This is a genomic window from Streptomyces poonensis (assembly GCF_014650915.1).
Classification (GTDB): Bacteria; Actinomycetota; Actinomycetes; order Streptomycetales; family Streptomycetaceae; genus Streptomyces; species Streptomyces poonensis.
The window spans coordinates 170,665-185,709 of sequence record NZ_BMVW01000017.1 but is presented as its reverse complement, the minus strand read 5'-3'; the positions used below and the strand labels follow the sequence as shown (position 1 = coordinate 185,709).

Below are 15,045 nucleotides of genomic sequence, written 5' to 3'. Positions count from 1 at the left end.
CGCCGCGGCGCGCCGCTACCGCTGCCGCTGCCGCTGCCGCTCGTGGCTGACCCATACCGAGCGGACCTCCTGCCAGCAGCGCCCGGTCAGCCGTACGGTGCGGGCCGGGCCCGCCTCGGCCGGCGGGCCGTCGGTGTCGATGTCCCACCAGCGCTCGCACTCCACGTGGAGACGGACGCGATCGGCGTCCGCATGGGGGTTGTGGCAGTACGCCACCGCACGGGAGCCGTCGACAGCGGTCCGGCACTCCGCCCCGAACGGCTTCGGCCGGACACGCGGCCCGTCCACCACGCGCGCGTACGGCGGCCCCTCCACGAGACGGGCCTGCGGCGGCCCGTCCACCACGCGCGCGTGCCACTCGCCGTGCCCCGCGCGCGCGTGGGGCACGGCCGCGCACGGCAGGGTCATCAGGAGGAGCAGGGGAAGCGCGGCGGCCGCGGAGACCGGGGCGAGGCTGCGGGACGGGCGCACAACGGGACCTCCTGGGCCGTACGGCTGCGGGGCGGTGCGTGTCTCCAGCGTGCGTGGTAGAGGGGGCCGGACGCCCGGTCTGCTGCTCCGAACGGGTGACGCCCCGCTTCCGCACGCTGCGGAAACGGGGCGTCGAGGGCGTACGGCCGATCCGGCGCCGTACGCGGAGATCTGCGGCGGTCAGGCGCCGATCGCGTGCAGGCCGCCGTCCACGTGGATGATCTCGCCGGTGGTCTTCGGGAACCAGTCGCTCAGCAGGGCGACGATGCCGCGGCCGGCCGGCTCGGGGTCCTTGAGGTCCCACTCCAGCGGGGAGCGGCTGTCCCACACGGAGGCCAGCTCACTGAAGCCCGGGATGGACTTGGCGGCCATGGAGCCGAGGGGACCGGCGGAGATGAGGTTGCAGCGGATGTTCTGCTTGCCCAGGTCGCGCGCGATGTAGCGGCTGGTGGCCTCCAGGGCGGCCTTGGCCGGGCCCATCCAGTCGTACTGCGGCCAGGCGAACTGCGCGTCGAAGGTGAGGCCGACGACCGAGCCGCCGTTCTGCATCAGCGGCAGGCAGGCCATGGTCAGCGACTTCAGCGAGAACGCCGAGACGTGCATGGCGGTCGCCACCGACTCGAACGGCGTGTTGAGGAAGTTGCCGCCGAGCGCGTCCTGCGGGGCGAAGCCGATGGAGTGCACGACGCCGTCGAGGCCGCCGAGCTCCTCGCCGACGATGTCGGCCAGGCGCCCGAGGTGCTCGTCATTGCTCACGTCGAGCTCGACGACCTTGGTGGGCTTGGGCAGCTTCTTGGCGATGCGCTCGGTCAGCGTGGGCCGCGGGAACGCGGTCAGGATGATCTCCGCACCCTGCTCCTGGGCCAGCTTCGCGGCGTGGAAGGCGATGGAGGACTCCATCAGCACACCGGAGATCAGGACGCGCTTGCCCTCGAGAATTCCGCTCATGGTGATCAGTGACCCATTCCCAGTCCGCCGTCAACGGGGATGACGGCTCCAGTGATGTACGAAGCGTCGTCCGAGGCGAGGAACCGCACCGTCGCGGCGATCTCCTCGGGCTGCGCGTACCGGCCGAGCGGCACCTGCGACACGATCTTCGACCGCTGCTCCTCGGTGAGCACCTTGGTCATGTCGGTGTCGACGAAGCCGGGGGCGACGACGTTGAAGGTGATGTTGCGAGAGCCGAGCTCGCGGGCCAGGGAGCGCGCGAAGCCGACGAGCCCGGCCTTGGAGGCGGCGTAGTTGGCCTGCCCGGCCGAGCCGAGGAGCCCCACCACCGAGGAGATCAGGACGACGCGGCCCTTCTTGGCCCGCAGCATGGCGCGGTTGGCGCGCTTGACCACCCGGAAGGTGCCGGTGAGGTTGGTCTCGAGGACGGACGTGAAGTCGTCCTCGCTCATCCGCATCAGGAGCTGGTCCTTGGTGACGCCGGCGTTGGCGACGAGGACCTCGACCGGGCCGTGCTCGGCCTCGATCTCCTTGTAGGCCTGCTCCACCTGCTCGGTGTCGGTGATGTCGCACTTGACGGCCAGGAAGCCCGCCGGGGGCTCGCCCGAACGGTACGTGATCGCGACCTTGTCGCCGGCGTCGGCGAACGCCCGGGCGATGGCGAGGCCGATGCCCCGGTTTCCTCCGGTGACGAGAACCGAGCGGCTCAACGGATCACCCTTTCGATAGCGGTCTGCCCGCCTGCGACGGCCACCCGGCCGTACGGCGGTTTCCCCGAAAACCTATCGGTCCGCCCAGCCGTCCGGACAATCGGGCACCGACAGTGGCACAGGGGACTCACTGTCGGGTCCCTACAGTCGACGCGCCCGGACCGGCCCGCCCTGACGAGGCCCGCCCGTACCTCCGCGACGCTGCCGCGCCCGCCTTGTGCGCTTTTCCGATCGACGCGGCCCCGGGACATGATTCACTGCGCTCGACGGCCACAAGAGGGCCACAAGAGGCGGACACCGCGAAGGGAATGTCACCCGTGCCCCATGAGATCGATCAGTCATTTCTGGCACTGCCGCTGAGGGCCCTGGCCGACGCCGCACTCGCCCGCGCGCGGGCGCTCGGGGCCGAGCACGCGGACTTCCGTCTCGAGCGGGTGCGCAGCGCCTCGTGGCGGCTCAGGGACGCCCGGCCGGCCGCGTCGTCGGACACGACCGATCTGGGGTACGCGGTGCGCGTGGTGCACGGCGGGGCATGGGGCTTCGCGTCCGGCGTGGACCCGACCATGGACGGCGCCGCGAAGGTCGCCTCGCAGGCGGTGGCCATGGCCAAGCTCTCCGCGCAGGTCATCAAGGCGGCGGGGTCCGACGAGCGCGTGGAGCTGGCCGACGAGCCCGTGCACGCCGAGAAGACCTGGGTGTCGTCGTACGAGATCGACCCGTTCACCGTGCCCGACGAGGAGAAGGCGGGGCTGCTGGCCGAGTGGAGCGCGCGGCTGCTCGCGGCCGACGGGATCAGTCATGTGGACGCCTCGCTGCTCACCGTGCACGAGAACAAGTTCTACGCCGACACCGCCGGCACCGTGACCACCCAGCAGCGCGTCCGGCTGCACCCGCAGCTGACCGCGGTGGCGGTCGACGGGGCCAGCGGCGAGTTCGACTCCATGCGGACCCTCGCGCCGCCGGTCGGCCGCGGCTGGGAGTACCTCAGGGGCACCGGCTGGGACTGGGACAGCGAGCTCGAACAGATCCCGGAACTGCTCGCCGGGAAGATGCGCGCGCCGAGCGTCGAGGCGGGCGTGTACGACCTGGTCGTCGACCCGTCCAACCTGTGGCTGACCATCCACGAGTCCATCGGCCACGCCACGGAGCTGGACCGGGCGCTGGGCTACGAGGCCGCGTACGCGGGCACCTCCTTCGCCACCTTCGACCAGCTCGGCAAGCTGCGGTACGGCTCGGAGCTGATGAACGTCACCGGTGACCGCACCGCCGAGCACGGGCTGGCGACCGTCGGGTACGACGACGAGGGCGTCGAGGGGCAGAGCTGGGACCTCGTGAAGGACGGGACCCTGGTCGGCTACCAGCTCGACCGCCGTATCGCGAAGCTGACGGGCTTCGAGCGGTCCAACGGGTGCGCCTTCGCCGACTCCCCCGCCCATGTGCCGGTGCAGCGCATGGCCAACGTCTCCCTGCGGCCCGATCCGGGCGGGCTGTCGACCGAGGACCTGATCGGGGGCGTCGACCGCGGCATCTACGTCGTCGGTGACCGGTCGTGGTCCATCGACATGCAGAGGTACAACTTCCAGTTCACGGGGCAACGTTTCTTCCGGATCGAGAAGGGGCGGATCACCGGTCAGCTGAGGGACGTCGCGTACCAGGCGACGACCACCGACTTCTGGGGCTCGATGGCGGCGGTCGGCGGCCCGCAGACGTACGTCCTGGGCGGCGCCTTCAACTGCGGCAAGGCCCAGCCGGGCCAGGTCGCCGCCGTGTCCCACGGCTGCCCGTCGGCCCTCTTCAAGGGCGTCAACATACTGAACACCACGCAGGAGGCGGGCCGATGACCGCGCGTACGAACAAGCCGCACGAGATCGTCGAGCGCGCCCTCGAACTGTCCCGGGCCGACGGCTGCGTGGTGATCGCCGACGAGCACTCGACGGCCAATCTGCGCTGGGCGGGCAACGCGCTGACCACCAACGGCGTCACGCGCGGACGCACGCTGACGGTCGTCGCGACCGTCGACGGCAAGGAGGGGACGGCCTCCGGAGTGGTGTCCCGGTCCGGCGTCACCGCCGACGAGCTGGAGCCGCTGGTACGGGCCGCGGAGGACGCCGCGCGCGCGGCCGGGCCCGCCGAGGACGCGCAGCCCCTCGTCACCGAAGTGCCCCGGTCGCCCGGCTTCACGGACGCGCCCGCCGAGACGTCCTCCGCCGTGTTCGCGGACTTCGCGCCCGCGCTGGGCGAGGCGTTCGCCCGCGCGCGGGAGGGCGGCCGGGAGCTGTACGGGTTCGCCCTGCACGAGATGGTCTCCAGCTACCTGGGGACGTCGACGGGGCTGCGTCTGCGCCACGACCAGCCGAAGGGGACGCTGGAGGTCAACGCCAAGTCCCCGGACCGTACGCGCTCGGCGTGGGCCGGGCGCTCGACGCGGGACTTCAAGGACGTCGACCCGGGAGCGCTGGACACCGAGCTGGCCCGGCGGCTGGCGTGGGCCGAGCGCCGGATCGAACTGCCCGCCGGGCGGTACGAGACGCTGCTGCCGCCGAGCGCCGTGGCGGACCTGCTCATCTACCAGATGTGGTCGGCGGCGGCCCGGGACGCGGCCGAGGGCCGGACGGTGTTCTCCAAGCCGGGCGGCGGGACGCGCATCGGCGAGAAGCTGACCGCGCTGCCGCTGACCCTGCGCAGCGACCCGTACGAGCCGGGGCTGGAGTCGTCCCCCTTCCTGCTCGCCCACTCCTCCGGCGACGACGCCTCGGTGTTCGACAACGGGCTGCCCTTGGGGGCCACCGAGTGGATCGCCGAGGGCGTGCTGAAGCACCTGACGACCACCCGGCACAGCGCGGCGCTGACCGGGCTGCCGGTGGCGCCCGGGTTCGGCAACCTCGTCCTCGAGGGCGGCGAGGACCGCTCCCTGGAGGAGATGGTCGCGAACACCGAGCGCGGGCTGCTGCTGACCTGCCTGTGGTACATCCGCGAGGTGGACCCCGCCACGCTGCTGCTGACCGGGCTGACCCGCGACGGCGTGTACCTGGTGGAGAACGGCGAGGTCGTCGGCGAGGTGAACAACTTCCGGTTCAACGAGTCGCCGGTCGACCTGCTGGGCCGGGCGACGGAGGCCGGGCGCTCCGAGAAGACGCTGCCGCGCGAGTGGAGCGACTGGTTCACCCGGGCCGCGATGCCGCCGCTGCGCGTGCCGGACTTCAACATGAGCTCGGTGAGCCAGGGCGTGTGACGCGGGCTTCCGCCGGCCGGGGCACGGGTGCCCCGGCCGCGTGACGGGTCCGGCCGGTCGCCGGGCCGATAACGCCGTGAGCTCTGTCGGCGGTGGCGTATAACCTCGTAGGCGGTGGTCATGCAGACCGCCTCGAAGATCATCCAAGGAGAACGAGAACCGTGACGGACATCGTCGACGACCTGAAGTGGCGCGGGCTCTTCGCCCAGTCCACCGACGAGGACGCTTTGCGCAAGGCGCTCGCGGACGGTCCCGTCACGTTCTATTGCGGCTTCGACCCGACCGCGGCGTCCCTGCACGTGGGCCACCTGGTGCAGGTGCTCACCGTGCGCCGGCTCCAGCAGGCCGGTCACCGGCCGCTGGCGCTGGTGGGCGGCGCGACGGGGCAGATCGGCGACCCGCGCCCGACCGCGGAGCGCACGCTGAACTCGCCGGAGACGGTCGCCGGCTGGGTCGGGCGGCTGCGCAGCCAGATCGAGCCGTTCCTGTCCTTCGAGGGCGAGAACGCCGCGGTCATGGTCAACAACCTCGACTGGACGCAGGGCCTCTCCGCGATCGAGTTCCTCCGCGACATCGGCAAGCACTTCCGCGTCAACAAGATGCTGACGAAAGAGTCGGTCGCCCGGCGCCTGGAGTCCTCCGAGGGCATCAGCTACACGGAGTTCAGCTACCAGCTCCTCCAGGCCATGGACTTCCTCCAGCTCTACCGGCGGTACGGCTGCACGCTCCAGCAGGGCGGCAGCGACCAGTGGGGCAACCTCACGGCCGGCCTGGACCTGATCCACCGGCTGGAGCCGGACGCCACGGTGCACGCGCTGGCGACGCCTCTGATGACCAAGGCGGACGGCACCAAGTTCGGCAAGAGCGAGAGCGGCGCCGTCTGGCTCGACCCCGAGATGACGACGCCGTACGCGTTCTACCAGTTCTGGCTGAACACGGACGACCGGGACGTCTCCCGCTACCTGCGCATCCTGTCCTTCAGGTCCCGTGAGGAGCTGGAGGAGCTGGAGCGGCAGACCGAGGAGCGTCCGCAGGCCCGCGCCGCGCAGCGCGCGCTCGCCGAGGAGCTGACGACCCTGGTGCACGGTGCCGACCAGACGGCCGCCGTGATCGCCGCGTCCAAGGCCCTCTTCGGCCAGGGCGAGCTCGCGGAGCTCGACGACCGGACGCTGGCGGCCGCGCTCTCCGAGGTGCCGCACATCCAGGTCACCGAGCTCGCGCCCGTGGTGGACCTCCTCGCGGAGACCGGCCTGGCGCCCAGCAAGTCGGCCGCGCGACGGACGGTGAAGGAGGGCGGCGCCTACGTGAACAACGCGAAGGTCACCGCCGAGGACGCCGTCCCCGCCCGGGAGGACCTGCTGCACGGCCGCTGGCTGGTGCTGCGCCGGGGCAAGAAGAACCTGGCGGCGGTGGAGGTCGCCGGAGCGTAGGCGCTCCGCTGGGTTCGCCGGTGTGGGCCCGCGCCGTTTCCGTGCGCGGGCCCACATCCGTCACCGTACGCGGGGCGCCCTGGCGCAGCTGGGCCGCGCAAGGTCACAGCCCGCACCCCGGAAGGGGCGCGGGCTGTTCGTTTCAGGCTCGCTGCCTGTTGCCCCGCAGCGCCATGTACGCCATGTCGCCCAGGAACACGATGACGACGGCCGCGACGAGTTGGAGCACATGGCGGCCCCAGTCGATGCCCGGGGTGGCCGCGATGCCGAAGGCCCGGGCGAGCGCGTTGCCGATGATGCCTCCGATGATGCCGAAGACGGTGGTCAGCCAGAGCGGACTGTGCTGCTTGCCCGGGATGATCGCCTTGGCCAGCAGGCCCAGCACGAATCCGACGATGATCGCCCACAACCAGCCCATGGTTGCCTCCTCGTACTGCTCGAAGTGAGCATCAGGTCCAGTGTGGGCCGGTGCGCGGAACGGCGCACGTCGGGCGGTCCCTGCGCGGTGCGGCGCGGCACTTCCGCTCCTGGTGGGAGGTGCCCCGGTCTCGTGGGCGGCTGAGGCGCGGCGTAACGTGGTGTTCGTCCGGACCTGTCTCCCCGACCGGGTTCGGACCGGTTCACGGGGCGGGGAGTGTCCGACGCGGGGCGGGTGGTGGAACGTGATGCGGAAGCAGAGCAACGGCCAGGTCTTCCGGATCACCGGGGCCCGGCAGGGGCTGGCCGACGATGTGCGCGGCAGGCAGCGGCGGTACGTCATCTCGATGTCGGTCCGTACCCTGTCGGTGATCGCGGCGGCCCTCCTGTGGAACGTCGAACGGCACGTCTCGATCGTCGCCCTGGTGCTCGGGATGATCCTCCCCTATGTCGCCGTGGTGATCGCCAACGCGGGCCGGGAGAATGTGCCCTCCCTTCCGTCCACATTCGTGTCGGCACCCATGCGTCCGATGATCGCGCCGACGCAGGCGGACGATCACGCGGAATCCGCTCCGGAGGACCTGACGGCCGACCCGAAAGCCGGATCCGGCGAGCCGAGGGAGCGCGCCTGACCTCCGGCGATCCGGCGGAAACGGAATCGGGCCGCACGCGGAGCTCAAGAAAAGCTCAGATCAATCATGCTGTTCCGGTCCCGGGCAGCGGGTTCCCCGTGACATACTTCGTAGGCGCTCCGCATCCCCCGTCGGAGCGACAAGACCGACGCCGGGCAGCTCCCCCCGTGGCTGCTCGGCGTCGCCTTTTGGGGCGGGTCCGGGGCAGGGACCGACCGGCTCCCGCGCGCGTTAGGGTCGAGGTGTGAACCTCCTCAACGTCCCCGGCTCCGACCCTTCCTCCCCCATCTGTTCCGCCAAGGGCTGCCGCGCCGACGCCGTCTGGGTGCTCGCGTGGAACAACCCGAAGCTGCACACCCCGGAGCGCCGCAAGACGTGGCTCGCGTGCGAGGAGCACCGGGAGCACCTGTCGCAGTTCCTGGGTGTACGGGGCTTCCTGAAGGACGTCGTGAAGCTCACGGAGTGGCAGACGCCCGAGGAGGACCGGGCGTAGCTCAGCCCCCGATCGCCGACATGGGCCGGTCCGGCTGGACGAAGGAGGGGTCGTCCAGCCCGGCGCCCGCCTTCTTGCCCCACATCGCGAGCCGCCAGATGCGGGCGATCTCCTCGTCGGGGGCGCCCGAACGCAGCGCCGCCCTCAGGTCGGTCTCCTCGCGGGCGAACAGGCAGGTGCGTATCTGGCCGTCGGCCGTGAGCCGCGTACGGTCGCAGGCCGCGCAGAACGGGCGGGTGACCGAGGCGATCACCCCGACGCGGTGCGGGCCGCCGTCCACCAGCCAGCGCTCGGCGGGGGCGGAGCCGCGCTCGCCGGCGCCCTCCTCGGTGAGGTGGAAGCGGGTGCGCAGCGAGGTGAGGATGTCTCCGGCGGTGACCATGCCGTCGCGCTTCCAGCCGTGCTGGGCGTCCAGCGGCATCTGCTCGATGAAGCGCAGCTCGTAGTCGTGCTGGACGGCCCAGGCGAGCAGGTCGGGGGCCTCGTCGGCGTTGAGGCCGGGCATGAGGACCGAGTTGACCTTGACGGGGGTCAGGCCGGCGTCGCGGGCGGCCTCCAGTCCCTCGAGGACGTCGTGGTGGCGGTCCCGGCGGGTGAGGGTCTTGAAGACGTCGGGGCGCAGGGTGTCCAGGGAGACGTTCACCCGGTCCAGGCCGGCCGCCTTCAGGGCCGTCGCCGTGCGCTTGAGGCCGATGCCGTTGGTGGTGAGGGACATCTGGGGGCGCGGCTGAAGGGCGGCGACCCGCTCCACGATGCCCACCAGGCCGGGGCGGAGCAGGGGCTCACCGCCCGTGAAGCGGACCTCCTCGACGCCGAGGGACGTCACCGCGATGCCGATCAGGCGGACGATCTCGTCGTCGGTGAGCAGCTCGGACTTGGCCAGCCACTGCAGGCCCTCCTCTGGCATGCAGTACGTGCAGCGCAGATTGCATCGGTCGGTGAGCGAGACCCGCAGGTCGGTGGCCACCCGGCCGTAGGTGTCGATGAGCACGTCGGCCCCCTCCCTCGGAGTGATCGGAGCGGATCATCTGTTCTCCGGCACTTGCGAGCCTACGCGACGGGACCGACAACGCCCGCGGCCCGATCCCACGAGACACGGCACGGCCGTGTCGTAGGGACGTACGACGCCGTACCGCGGGGTGCGGCGTCGTACGGGAGCCTGCGACACGGCCGTTGGCCGCCGGAGCACCGGTGGGATCGGGCTCAGTGGGCGCCGGTGCCCGTGAGGGAACGCACCTCCAGCTCGGCGTACTTGCCGGAGTCCGGCTCCTCCTTGGACAGGATCGTGCCGAGCCAGCCCATCAGGAAGCCGAACGGGATGGAGATGATGCCCGGGTTCTTCAGCGGGAACCAGGCGAAGTCGACGTCGGGGAACATCGCCTTGGGGTCGCCCGAGACGACCGGCGAGAAGAGCACCAGGCCGACCGCCACGATCAGGCCGCCGTAGATCGACCACAGCGCGCCCTGGGTGGTGAACCGCTTCCAGAACAGGCTGTAGAGGATGGTCGGCAGGTTGGCGGAGGCGGCGACCGCGAAGGCGAGGGCCACCAGGCCGGCCACGTTGAGGTCGCGGGCGAGGGCGCCGAGCGCGATGGAGACGATGCCGATGAACACGGTCGCCCAGCGGGCCGCGCGGACCTCCTCGGCGCCGGTGGCCTGCCCCTTGCGGATGACGTTGGCGTAGATGTCGTGGGCGAAGGACGAGGACGAGGCGAGGGTGAGGCCGGCGACGACGGCGAGGATCGTCGCGAAGGCCACCGCCGAGATGGTGGCGAGCAGGGCCGCGCCCCACGCCGAGTCGACGCCGCCGAGGTGCAGGGCGAGCAGCGGGGCCGCCGTGTTGCCGGACGGGTTGGACTCGATGATCTCGTCCTGGGAGATCAGGGCGGCGGCGCCGAAGCCGAGGGCGATGGTCATCAGGTAGAAGGCGCCGATGATGCCGATGGCCCAGTTCACGGACTTCCGCGCGGCCTTGGCCGTGGGCACCGTGTAGAAGCGGATCAGGATGTGCGGCAGACCGGCGGTGCCGAGGACGAGGGCGATGCCGAGGGAGATGAAGTCGATCTTGGAGGTGGCGGTGGCGCCGTACTGGAGGCCGGGCTCCAGGAAGGCCGCGCCCTTGCCGCTGTTCTCGGCCGCGGTGCCGAGCAGATCGGAGATGTTGAAGTCGAACTTCAGCAGCACCAGGAAGGTGATCAGCAGGGTGCCGCCGATGAGCAGCACGGCCTTGACCATCTGGACCCAGGTGGTGCCCTTCATCCCGCCGATGGAGACGTACACGATCATCAGGACGCCGACGAGGGCGACGATGAGGATCTTGCCCGCGTCGGAGGTGATGCCGAGCAGCAGCGAAACGAGGACGCCCGCGCCCGCCATCTGGGCCAGCAGGTAGAAGATCGAGACGACGATCGTGGAGGTGCCGGCCGCGGTGCGCACCGGGCGCTGGCGCATGCGGTACGCGAGGACGTCGCCCATGGTGTACCGGCCGGAGTTCCTGAGCGGCTCGGCCACCAGGAGCAGGGCCACCAGCCAGGCGACGAGGAAGCCGATGGAGTAGAGGAAGCCGTCGTAGCCGAAGATGGCGATGGCGCCCGCGATGCCGAGGAACGACGCGGCCGACATGTAGTCGCCGGAGACCGCGAGCCCGTTCTGGAAGGCGCTGAACTGGCGGCCGCCCGCGTAGAAGTCCGCTTCGTCCTTGGTCTGCCGGCCCGCCCAGATGGTGATGGCGAGGGTCGCGAGGACGAACGCCGCGAACAGCGAGATGATCAGCGTCCGGTGCTCGCTGGCCTCGTTCGCCGCGAGGAAGGTCTGCTGTACGTGCTGCACGGAACTCATGCGCCGTTCTCCATCCGGGACTTGATGGCCTCCGCCTTGGGGTCGAGCTTGGTCGCGGCGTGCCGCGAGTACCACCAGGCGATCAGGAACGTGGTGAGGAACTGGGCGAGGCCGAACACGAGGGCGACGTTGATGTTGCCGAAGAGCTTGGCGCCCATGAAGTCGCCCGCGAAGTTGGAGAGCAGGACGTACAGCAGGTACCAGGCGATGAAGGCGACGGTCAGCGGAAAGGCGAAGGACCGGTAGGAATGGCGCAGTTCACCGAATTCCGCGCTCTCCTGGACCCGGACGAACTCCTCCGTGGGAGGAAGCCGGTGCTCTGCCTTCGAAGGGGGCGGTGCGTCGGTTGCCACGGACTCTCCTCGCATTGCTGGTACGGCGGTCGCCCCCGTGGGCGGGGGCGTTCCCGGGGACGGGGACGGGGACGGGTCGGATACGGACATGACGGCTCAACATCCTCACGGTGATGTGGATCACATGCGCCGGGTGGCGATGGTAGGTGCCCGGGGCCTGATCCGACAGGGGCTCGACGGTGCTCGTGCTCCCTGCTCAACGTCACGGCGCGGCGCGCGGACCGGTTCAACCGCGCCACACTTCTTTCGCGAGTCGTCACAGGAGTCCTCACCGTGCCTCGCGCGAGTCCTCACCGGGTGGTCCCGTACGGGTGGGAGTGAGGGGTCTCCCTATTCTTCGGGCCGGGTCCCCGGAAATCATTGCTGGTCAGGGAGAACGAGAGATAGCTTCGGCCTGCACCACCCCGTCATGTACCTGCCCGGCCAGCCTCCGTGCCGCCGGCCGGTCCCCGTTCCGGATGATGTGGAGATCCCATGGCTCATCTGCCTTCCAGACGCCGTCTCGCCCTGGCCGTGCCGGTCGCGCTCTCGCTCACCGCCTCGCTCGGCTTCCTGCCGGGCATCGCCTCGGCCGCGCCGTCGGCCCCGGCCACCTCGTCCACCGCGGCGGCCGCGGACGGCTCGGAGCTCGCCTACGTCGTCAACACCAGGACGGACAAGCGCACCATCGCCTCCGTGAAGAAGGCGATAGCCAAGGCCGGCGGCACCGTCGTCACCACGTACGACAAGATCGGCGTGATCGTCGTCCACTCGGCGAACCCGGACTTCGGCCCGCAGATCCGCACGGCGCGCGGGGTGCAGTCCGCGGGCGCCACCCGGACCACGCCGCTGGTCGCCGCCGGGACGACGGACGAGGGCTCCGCGGACTACCTGACGGCCGCCGAAGCGGCCAAGGTCGAGGCCGCCTCGGCGAAGACGCCCGACAGCGAGCCGCTCGAGGCCGACCAGTGGGACCTGCGGGCGATCGGCGCCGACCAGGCCGCGAAGATCAACCCCGGCAGCAAGAAGGTCACCGTCGCCGTCATCGACACCGGCGTCGACGACACCCACCCGGACCTCACCGCGAACTTCTCCGCGTCCCAGTCGGCCAACTGCGTCGGCGGCGTCGCGGACACCAGCGAGGGCGCCTGGCGCCCGTACACCGCGGGCGACTACCACGGCACACACGTGGCCGGTGAGATCGCCGCGGCCCGCAACGGCGTCGGCGTGGCCGGTGTCGCCCCGGGCGTGAAGGTCTCCAGCATCAAGGTGAGCGACCCGGACAACGGGCTGTTCTACCCGGAGAACGTCGTCTGCGCGTTCATGTTCGCCGCCGACCACGGCGTGGAGATCACGAACAACAGCTACTACGTCGACCCGTGGCTCTACAACTGCATGGACGACCCCGACCAGCGGGCCATCGTCGACGCGGTGAACCGGGCCCAGCTGTACGGCCAGAAGAAGGGCCTGCTGCACGTTGCGGCGGCGGGCAACGAGTCCCACGACCTGGCCTCGGACGCGATCCTCGACGACACCAGCCCCGACGACAGCACGCCGGTCGAGCGCACCATCGACCCGAGCGAGTGCCTCGACCTGCCGACCCAGCTCCCGGGCGTCGTCACGGTCAGCTCGACGGGCGTGAAGAGCGAGAAGTCGTACTTCTCCACGTACGGCAACGGCGTCGTCGACGTCGCGGCGCCGGGCGGCGACGGGCGCTACCAGACCCCGGACACCCCGTCCAAGAACGGCCGCATCCTGTCCACGATGCCGAACAACGAGTACGCGTACCTCCAGGGCACCTCGATGGCGTCGCCGCACGCCGCGGCGGTGGCCGCGCTGCTGAAGTCCGAGCACCCGTGGGCGAGCGGCGCCGCGCTGCAGGCGCTGCTGAAGGCACAGGCCGACAACCCGGGCTGCCCGGAGTCGTACGACCAGAACGGCGACGGCACGCAGGACGCGGTGTGCGAGGGCGGCGACCGCGTGAACGGGTTCTACGGGTACGGCATCGTGAACGCGCTCAAGGCCGTCAAGTAGACGGAGCGGGACCATGATTGCGGGCCGGGCGGTGCATACCGTCCGGCCCGCTCGTGCAGTGCGTCCATGAGTGCTCCGAGTGCGCAGTGCGTCCATGACCGCTGTGAGTGCACAGTGCGTCCATGACCGCTGTGAGTACGGAGTACGCGTGGAAGGCGCTGGGCGGCGCGCCGGAGCTGCTCGCGCGGGTCTCGGTCGTCGCGCGGCACGGGGCACTGCCCGCGGTGCTGCCCGTCCGCGAGCTGGCACGGGCCTGTGTGGGGGCGTGCGGGCTGGCCGCGGCCGAACTGGGGGCGCGGCGGGCCGGGCGGGCGGAGGTGCCGGAGGTCCGGGTGGACGACGGGGCGGTCGCCACGGCCTTCGTGAGCGAACGGCACCTGACGGTCGACGGGCGGCGCACGGCCCCCTTCGCCCCGCTGTCGCGGTTCTGGCCGACGGCGGACGGCTGGGTACGGACGCACGCGAACTATCCCCACCACCAGGCACGGCTGCTGGGGGCGCTCGGGCTCGCCGCTGACGCGTCGGCCGAGGATCTCGGAAGGTGCCTGGCCGAGCGGTCCGCGCGGGAGACCGAGGACACCGTGCACGCCGCCGGAGGGCTCGCGGTGGCCGTGCGCACGCCCGGGGAGTGGGCCGGTCACGCGCAGGGGCGGGCGGCCGCCGCGGGGCCGCTGGTGCGCCGCGAGGTCATCGGTGAGGGTCCGGGCAGGCGGCTGACGGGGAGCGCGGGGCTGCCCGCGGCCGGCGTACGCGTCCTGGACCTGACCCGGGTGACCGCGGGCCCCGTCGCCACCCGGACCCTCGCCCTGCTGGGCGCCGACGTCCTGCGGGTGGACGCGCGCGGGCTGCCCGAACTGCCCGACCAGCACGCCGACACGGGCTTCGGCAAGCGGTCGGCCGTGCTGGACCTGGGCGACCGTACCGACCGGCGCACGTTCGAGGAGCTGCTCGCCGGGGCCGACGTCGTGGTCACCGGCTACCGGCCCGGCGCCCTGGACCGGTACGGGCTCGGTGCCGGGGCGCTGGCGGAACGCAGGCCCGGACTCGTGGTGGCGCAGCTGTCCGCGTGGGGCGCGGACGGTCCCTGGGCCGGACGGCGCGGCTTCGACAGCCTCGTGCAGGCCGCCACCGGGACAGCGGTCATCGAGGGGGCGCCCGGACGGCCGGGCGCGCTGCCCGCCCAGGCCCTGGACCACGGCACGGGTTACCTGCTGGCCGCAGCCGTGCTGCGGTGCCTCACCGAGCGGCTGGAGGAGGGCGGCACCCGGCTCGTCCGGCTGGCGCTGGCACGGACGGCGGCGTGGCTGACCTGCGGCGCCGTGGACGGTGCCGGGTTTTCCGGGCACGGCCTCGTGTACGACCGGCCCGACCCGTACCTCGCCGCCACCGACAGCCCGCTGGGGCGGCTGCGGTACGCGCTGCCGCCCGTGTCCTTCGCGGGAGGGCCGGGCGACTGGACGCGGCCACCCGGGCCCTGGGGGGCGGACGAGGCCCGCTGGGCCTGAGTG

General features: G+C 71.6%; 14 protein-coding genes. 7 read left to right on the top strand and 7 right to left on the bottom strand.

Features of this window, described 5'->3' with window-relative positions:
- Positions 1 to 15 precede the first annotated feature (15 nt).
- The 3 genes from IE242_RS31330 to fabG form a co-directional block, all read right to left on the bottom strand.
- A complete protein-coding gene (locus IE242_RS31330) occupies positions 16 to 471 on the bottom strand; it encodes a hypothetical protein (protein ID WP_189865330.1) in 456 nt (151 codons plus the stop codon).
- Positions 472 to 651: 180 nt separating this feature from the next.
- Positions 652 to 1,419, bottom strand: coding sequence for an enoyl-ACP reductase FabI (gene fabI / locus IE242_RS31325; protein ID WP_189865327.1), 768 nt, complete (start codon positions 1,417 to 1,419; stop codon positions 652 to 654).
- 5 nt (positions 1,420 to 1,424) lie between these two features.
- The gene (fabG, locus tag IE242_RS31320) at positions 1,425 to 2,129 is read right to left on the bottom strand and encodes a 3-oxoacyl-[acyl-carrier-protein] reductase (RefSeq protein ID WP_189865325.1); all 705 of its coding nucleotides are present in this window, start codon (positions 2,127 to 2,129) and stop codon (positions 1,425 to 1,427) included.
- A gap of 317 nt (positions 2,130 to 2,446) precedes the next feature.
- Between fabG and IE242_RS31315 the strand changes: the two genes are divergently transcribed.
- The 3 genes from IE242_RS31315 to tyrS all read left to right on the top strand — a co-directional run bounded on the left by IE242_RS31315 (position 2,447) and on the right by tyrS (position 6,791).
- A complete protein-coding gene (locus IE242_RS31315; RefSeq protein ID WP_189865323.1) occupies positions 2,447 to 3,970 on the top strand; it encodes a TldD/PmbA family protein in 1,524 nt (507 codons plus the stop codon).
- Complete coding sequence (locus tag IE242_RS31310; protein ID WP_189865321.1) at positions 3,967 to 5,361, top strand: metallopeptidase TldD-related protein; 1,395 nt, start codon at positions 3,967 to 3,969, stop codon at positions 5,359 to 5,361. The genes IE242_RS31315 and IE242_RS31310 overlap by 4 nt, the downstream gene beginning before the upstream one ends.
- Before the next feature lie 161 nt (positions 5,362 to 5,522).
- Entirely contained in the window at positions 5,523 to 6,791 is a 1,269-nt protein-coding gene (gene tyrS / locus IE242_RS31305) for a tyrosine--tRNA ligase (protein WP_189865319.1), read from the top strand.
- Between the two features lie 142 nt (positions 6,792 to 6,933).
- Here tyrS and IE242_RS31300 read toward each other — a convergent pair whose 3' ends face one another.
- Positions 6,934 to 7,209: a GlsB/YeaQ/YmgE family stress response membrane protein gene (locus tag IE242_RS31300; protein ID WP_189865317.1), complete on the bottom strand. Its 276-nt coding sequence runs from the start codon at positions 7,207 to 7,209 to the stop codon at positions 6,934 to 6,936.
- 247 nt (positions 7,210 to 7,456) lie between these two features.
- Between IE242_RS31300 and IE242_RS31295 the strand changes: the two genes are divergently transcribed.
- Together IE242_RS31295 and IE242_RS31290 are read left to right on the top strand one after the other, a co-directional pair.
- Positions 7,457 to 7,840: a DUF3099 domain-containing protein gene (locus tag IE242_RS31295; RefSeq protein WP_189865315.1), complete on the top strand. Its 384-nt coding sequence runs from the start codon at positions 7,457 to 7,459 to the stop codon at positions 7,838 to 7,840.
- Positions 7,841 to 8,084: 244 nt separating this feature from the next.
- A complete protein-coding gene (locus IE242_RS31290; RefSeq protein ID WP_189865313.1) occupies positions 8,085 to 8,333 on the top strand; it encodes a hypothetical protein in 249 nt (82 codons plus the stop codon).
- Between the two features lies 1 nt (position 8,334).
- On the opposite strand, the gene moaA is transcribed toward IE242_RS31290, so the two are convergent.
- From moaA to IE242_RS31275, 3 genes are all read right to left on the bottom strand, one after another.
- Positions 8,335 to 9,324, bottom strand: a complete 990-nt coding sequence (gene moaA / locus IE242_RS31285) for a GTP 3',8-cyclase MoaA (RefSeq protein ID WP_229859678.1) — start codon at positions 9,322 to 9,324, stop codon at positions 8,335 to 8,337.
- A gap of 212 nt (positions 9,325 to 9,536) precedes the next feature.
- Entirely contained in the window at positions 9,537 to 11,171 is a 1,635-nt protein-coding gene (locus IE242_RS31280; RefSeq protein WP_189865311.1) for a monocarboxylic acid transporter, read from the bottom strand.
- Positions 11,168 to 11,524 carry a DUF485 domain-containing protein gene (locus IE242_RS31275; protein WP_189865309.1) on the bottom strand — a complete coding sequence of 119 codons (357 nt, stop codon included), beginning with the start codon at positions 11,522 to 11,524 and terminating at the stop codon, positions 11,168 to 11,170. The genes IE242_RS31280 and IE242_RS31275 overlap by 4 nt, the downstream gene beginning before the upstream one ends.
- Before the next feature lie 474 nt (positions 11,525 to 11,998).
- Here IE242_RS31275 and IE242_RS31270 point away from each other — a divergent pair, with 474 nt between their 5' ends.
- Together IE242_RS31270 and IE242_RS31265 are read left to right on the top strand one after the other, a co-directional pair.
- Positions 11,999 to 13,537 carry a S8 family serine peptidase gene (locus tag IE242_RS31270; RefSeq protein WP_189865307.1) on the top strand — a complete coding sequence of 513 codons (1,539 nt, stop codon included), beginning with the start codon at positions 11,999 to 12,001 and terminating at the stop codon, positions 13,535 to 13,537.
- 122 nt (positions 13,538 to 13,659) lie between these two features.
- Positions 13,660 to 15,042, top strand: a complete 1,383-nt coding sequence (locus IE242_RS31265) for a CoA transferase (protein WP_189865305.1) — start codon at positions 13,660 to 13,662, stop codon at positions 15,040 to 15,042.
- Positions 15,043 to 15,045: the final 3 nt, after the last annotated feature.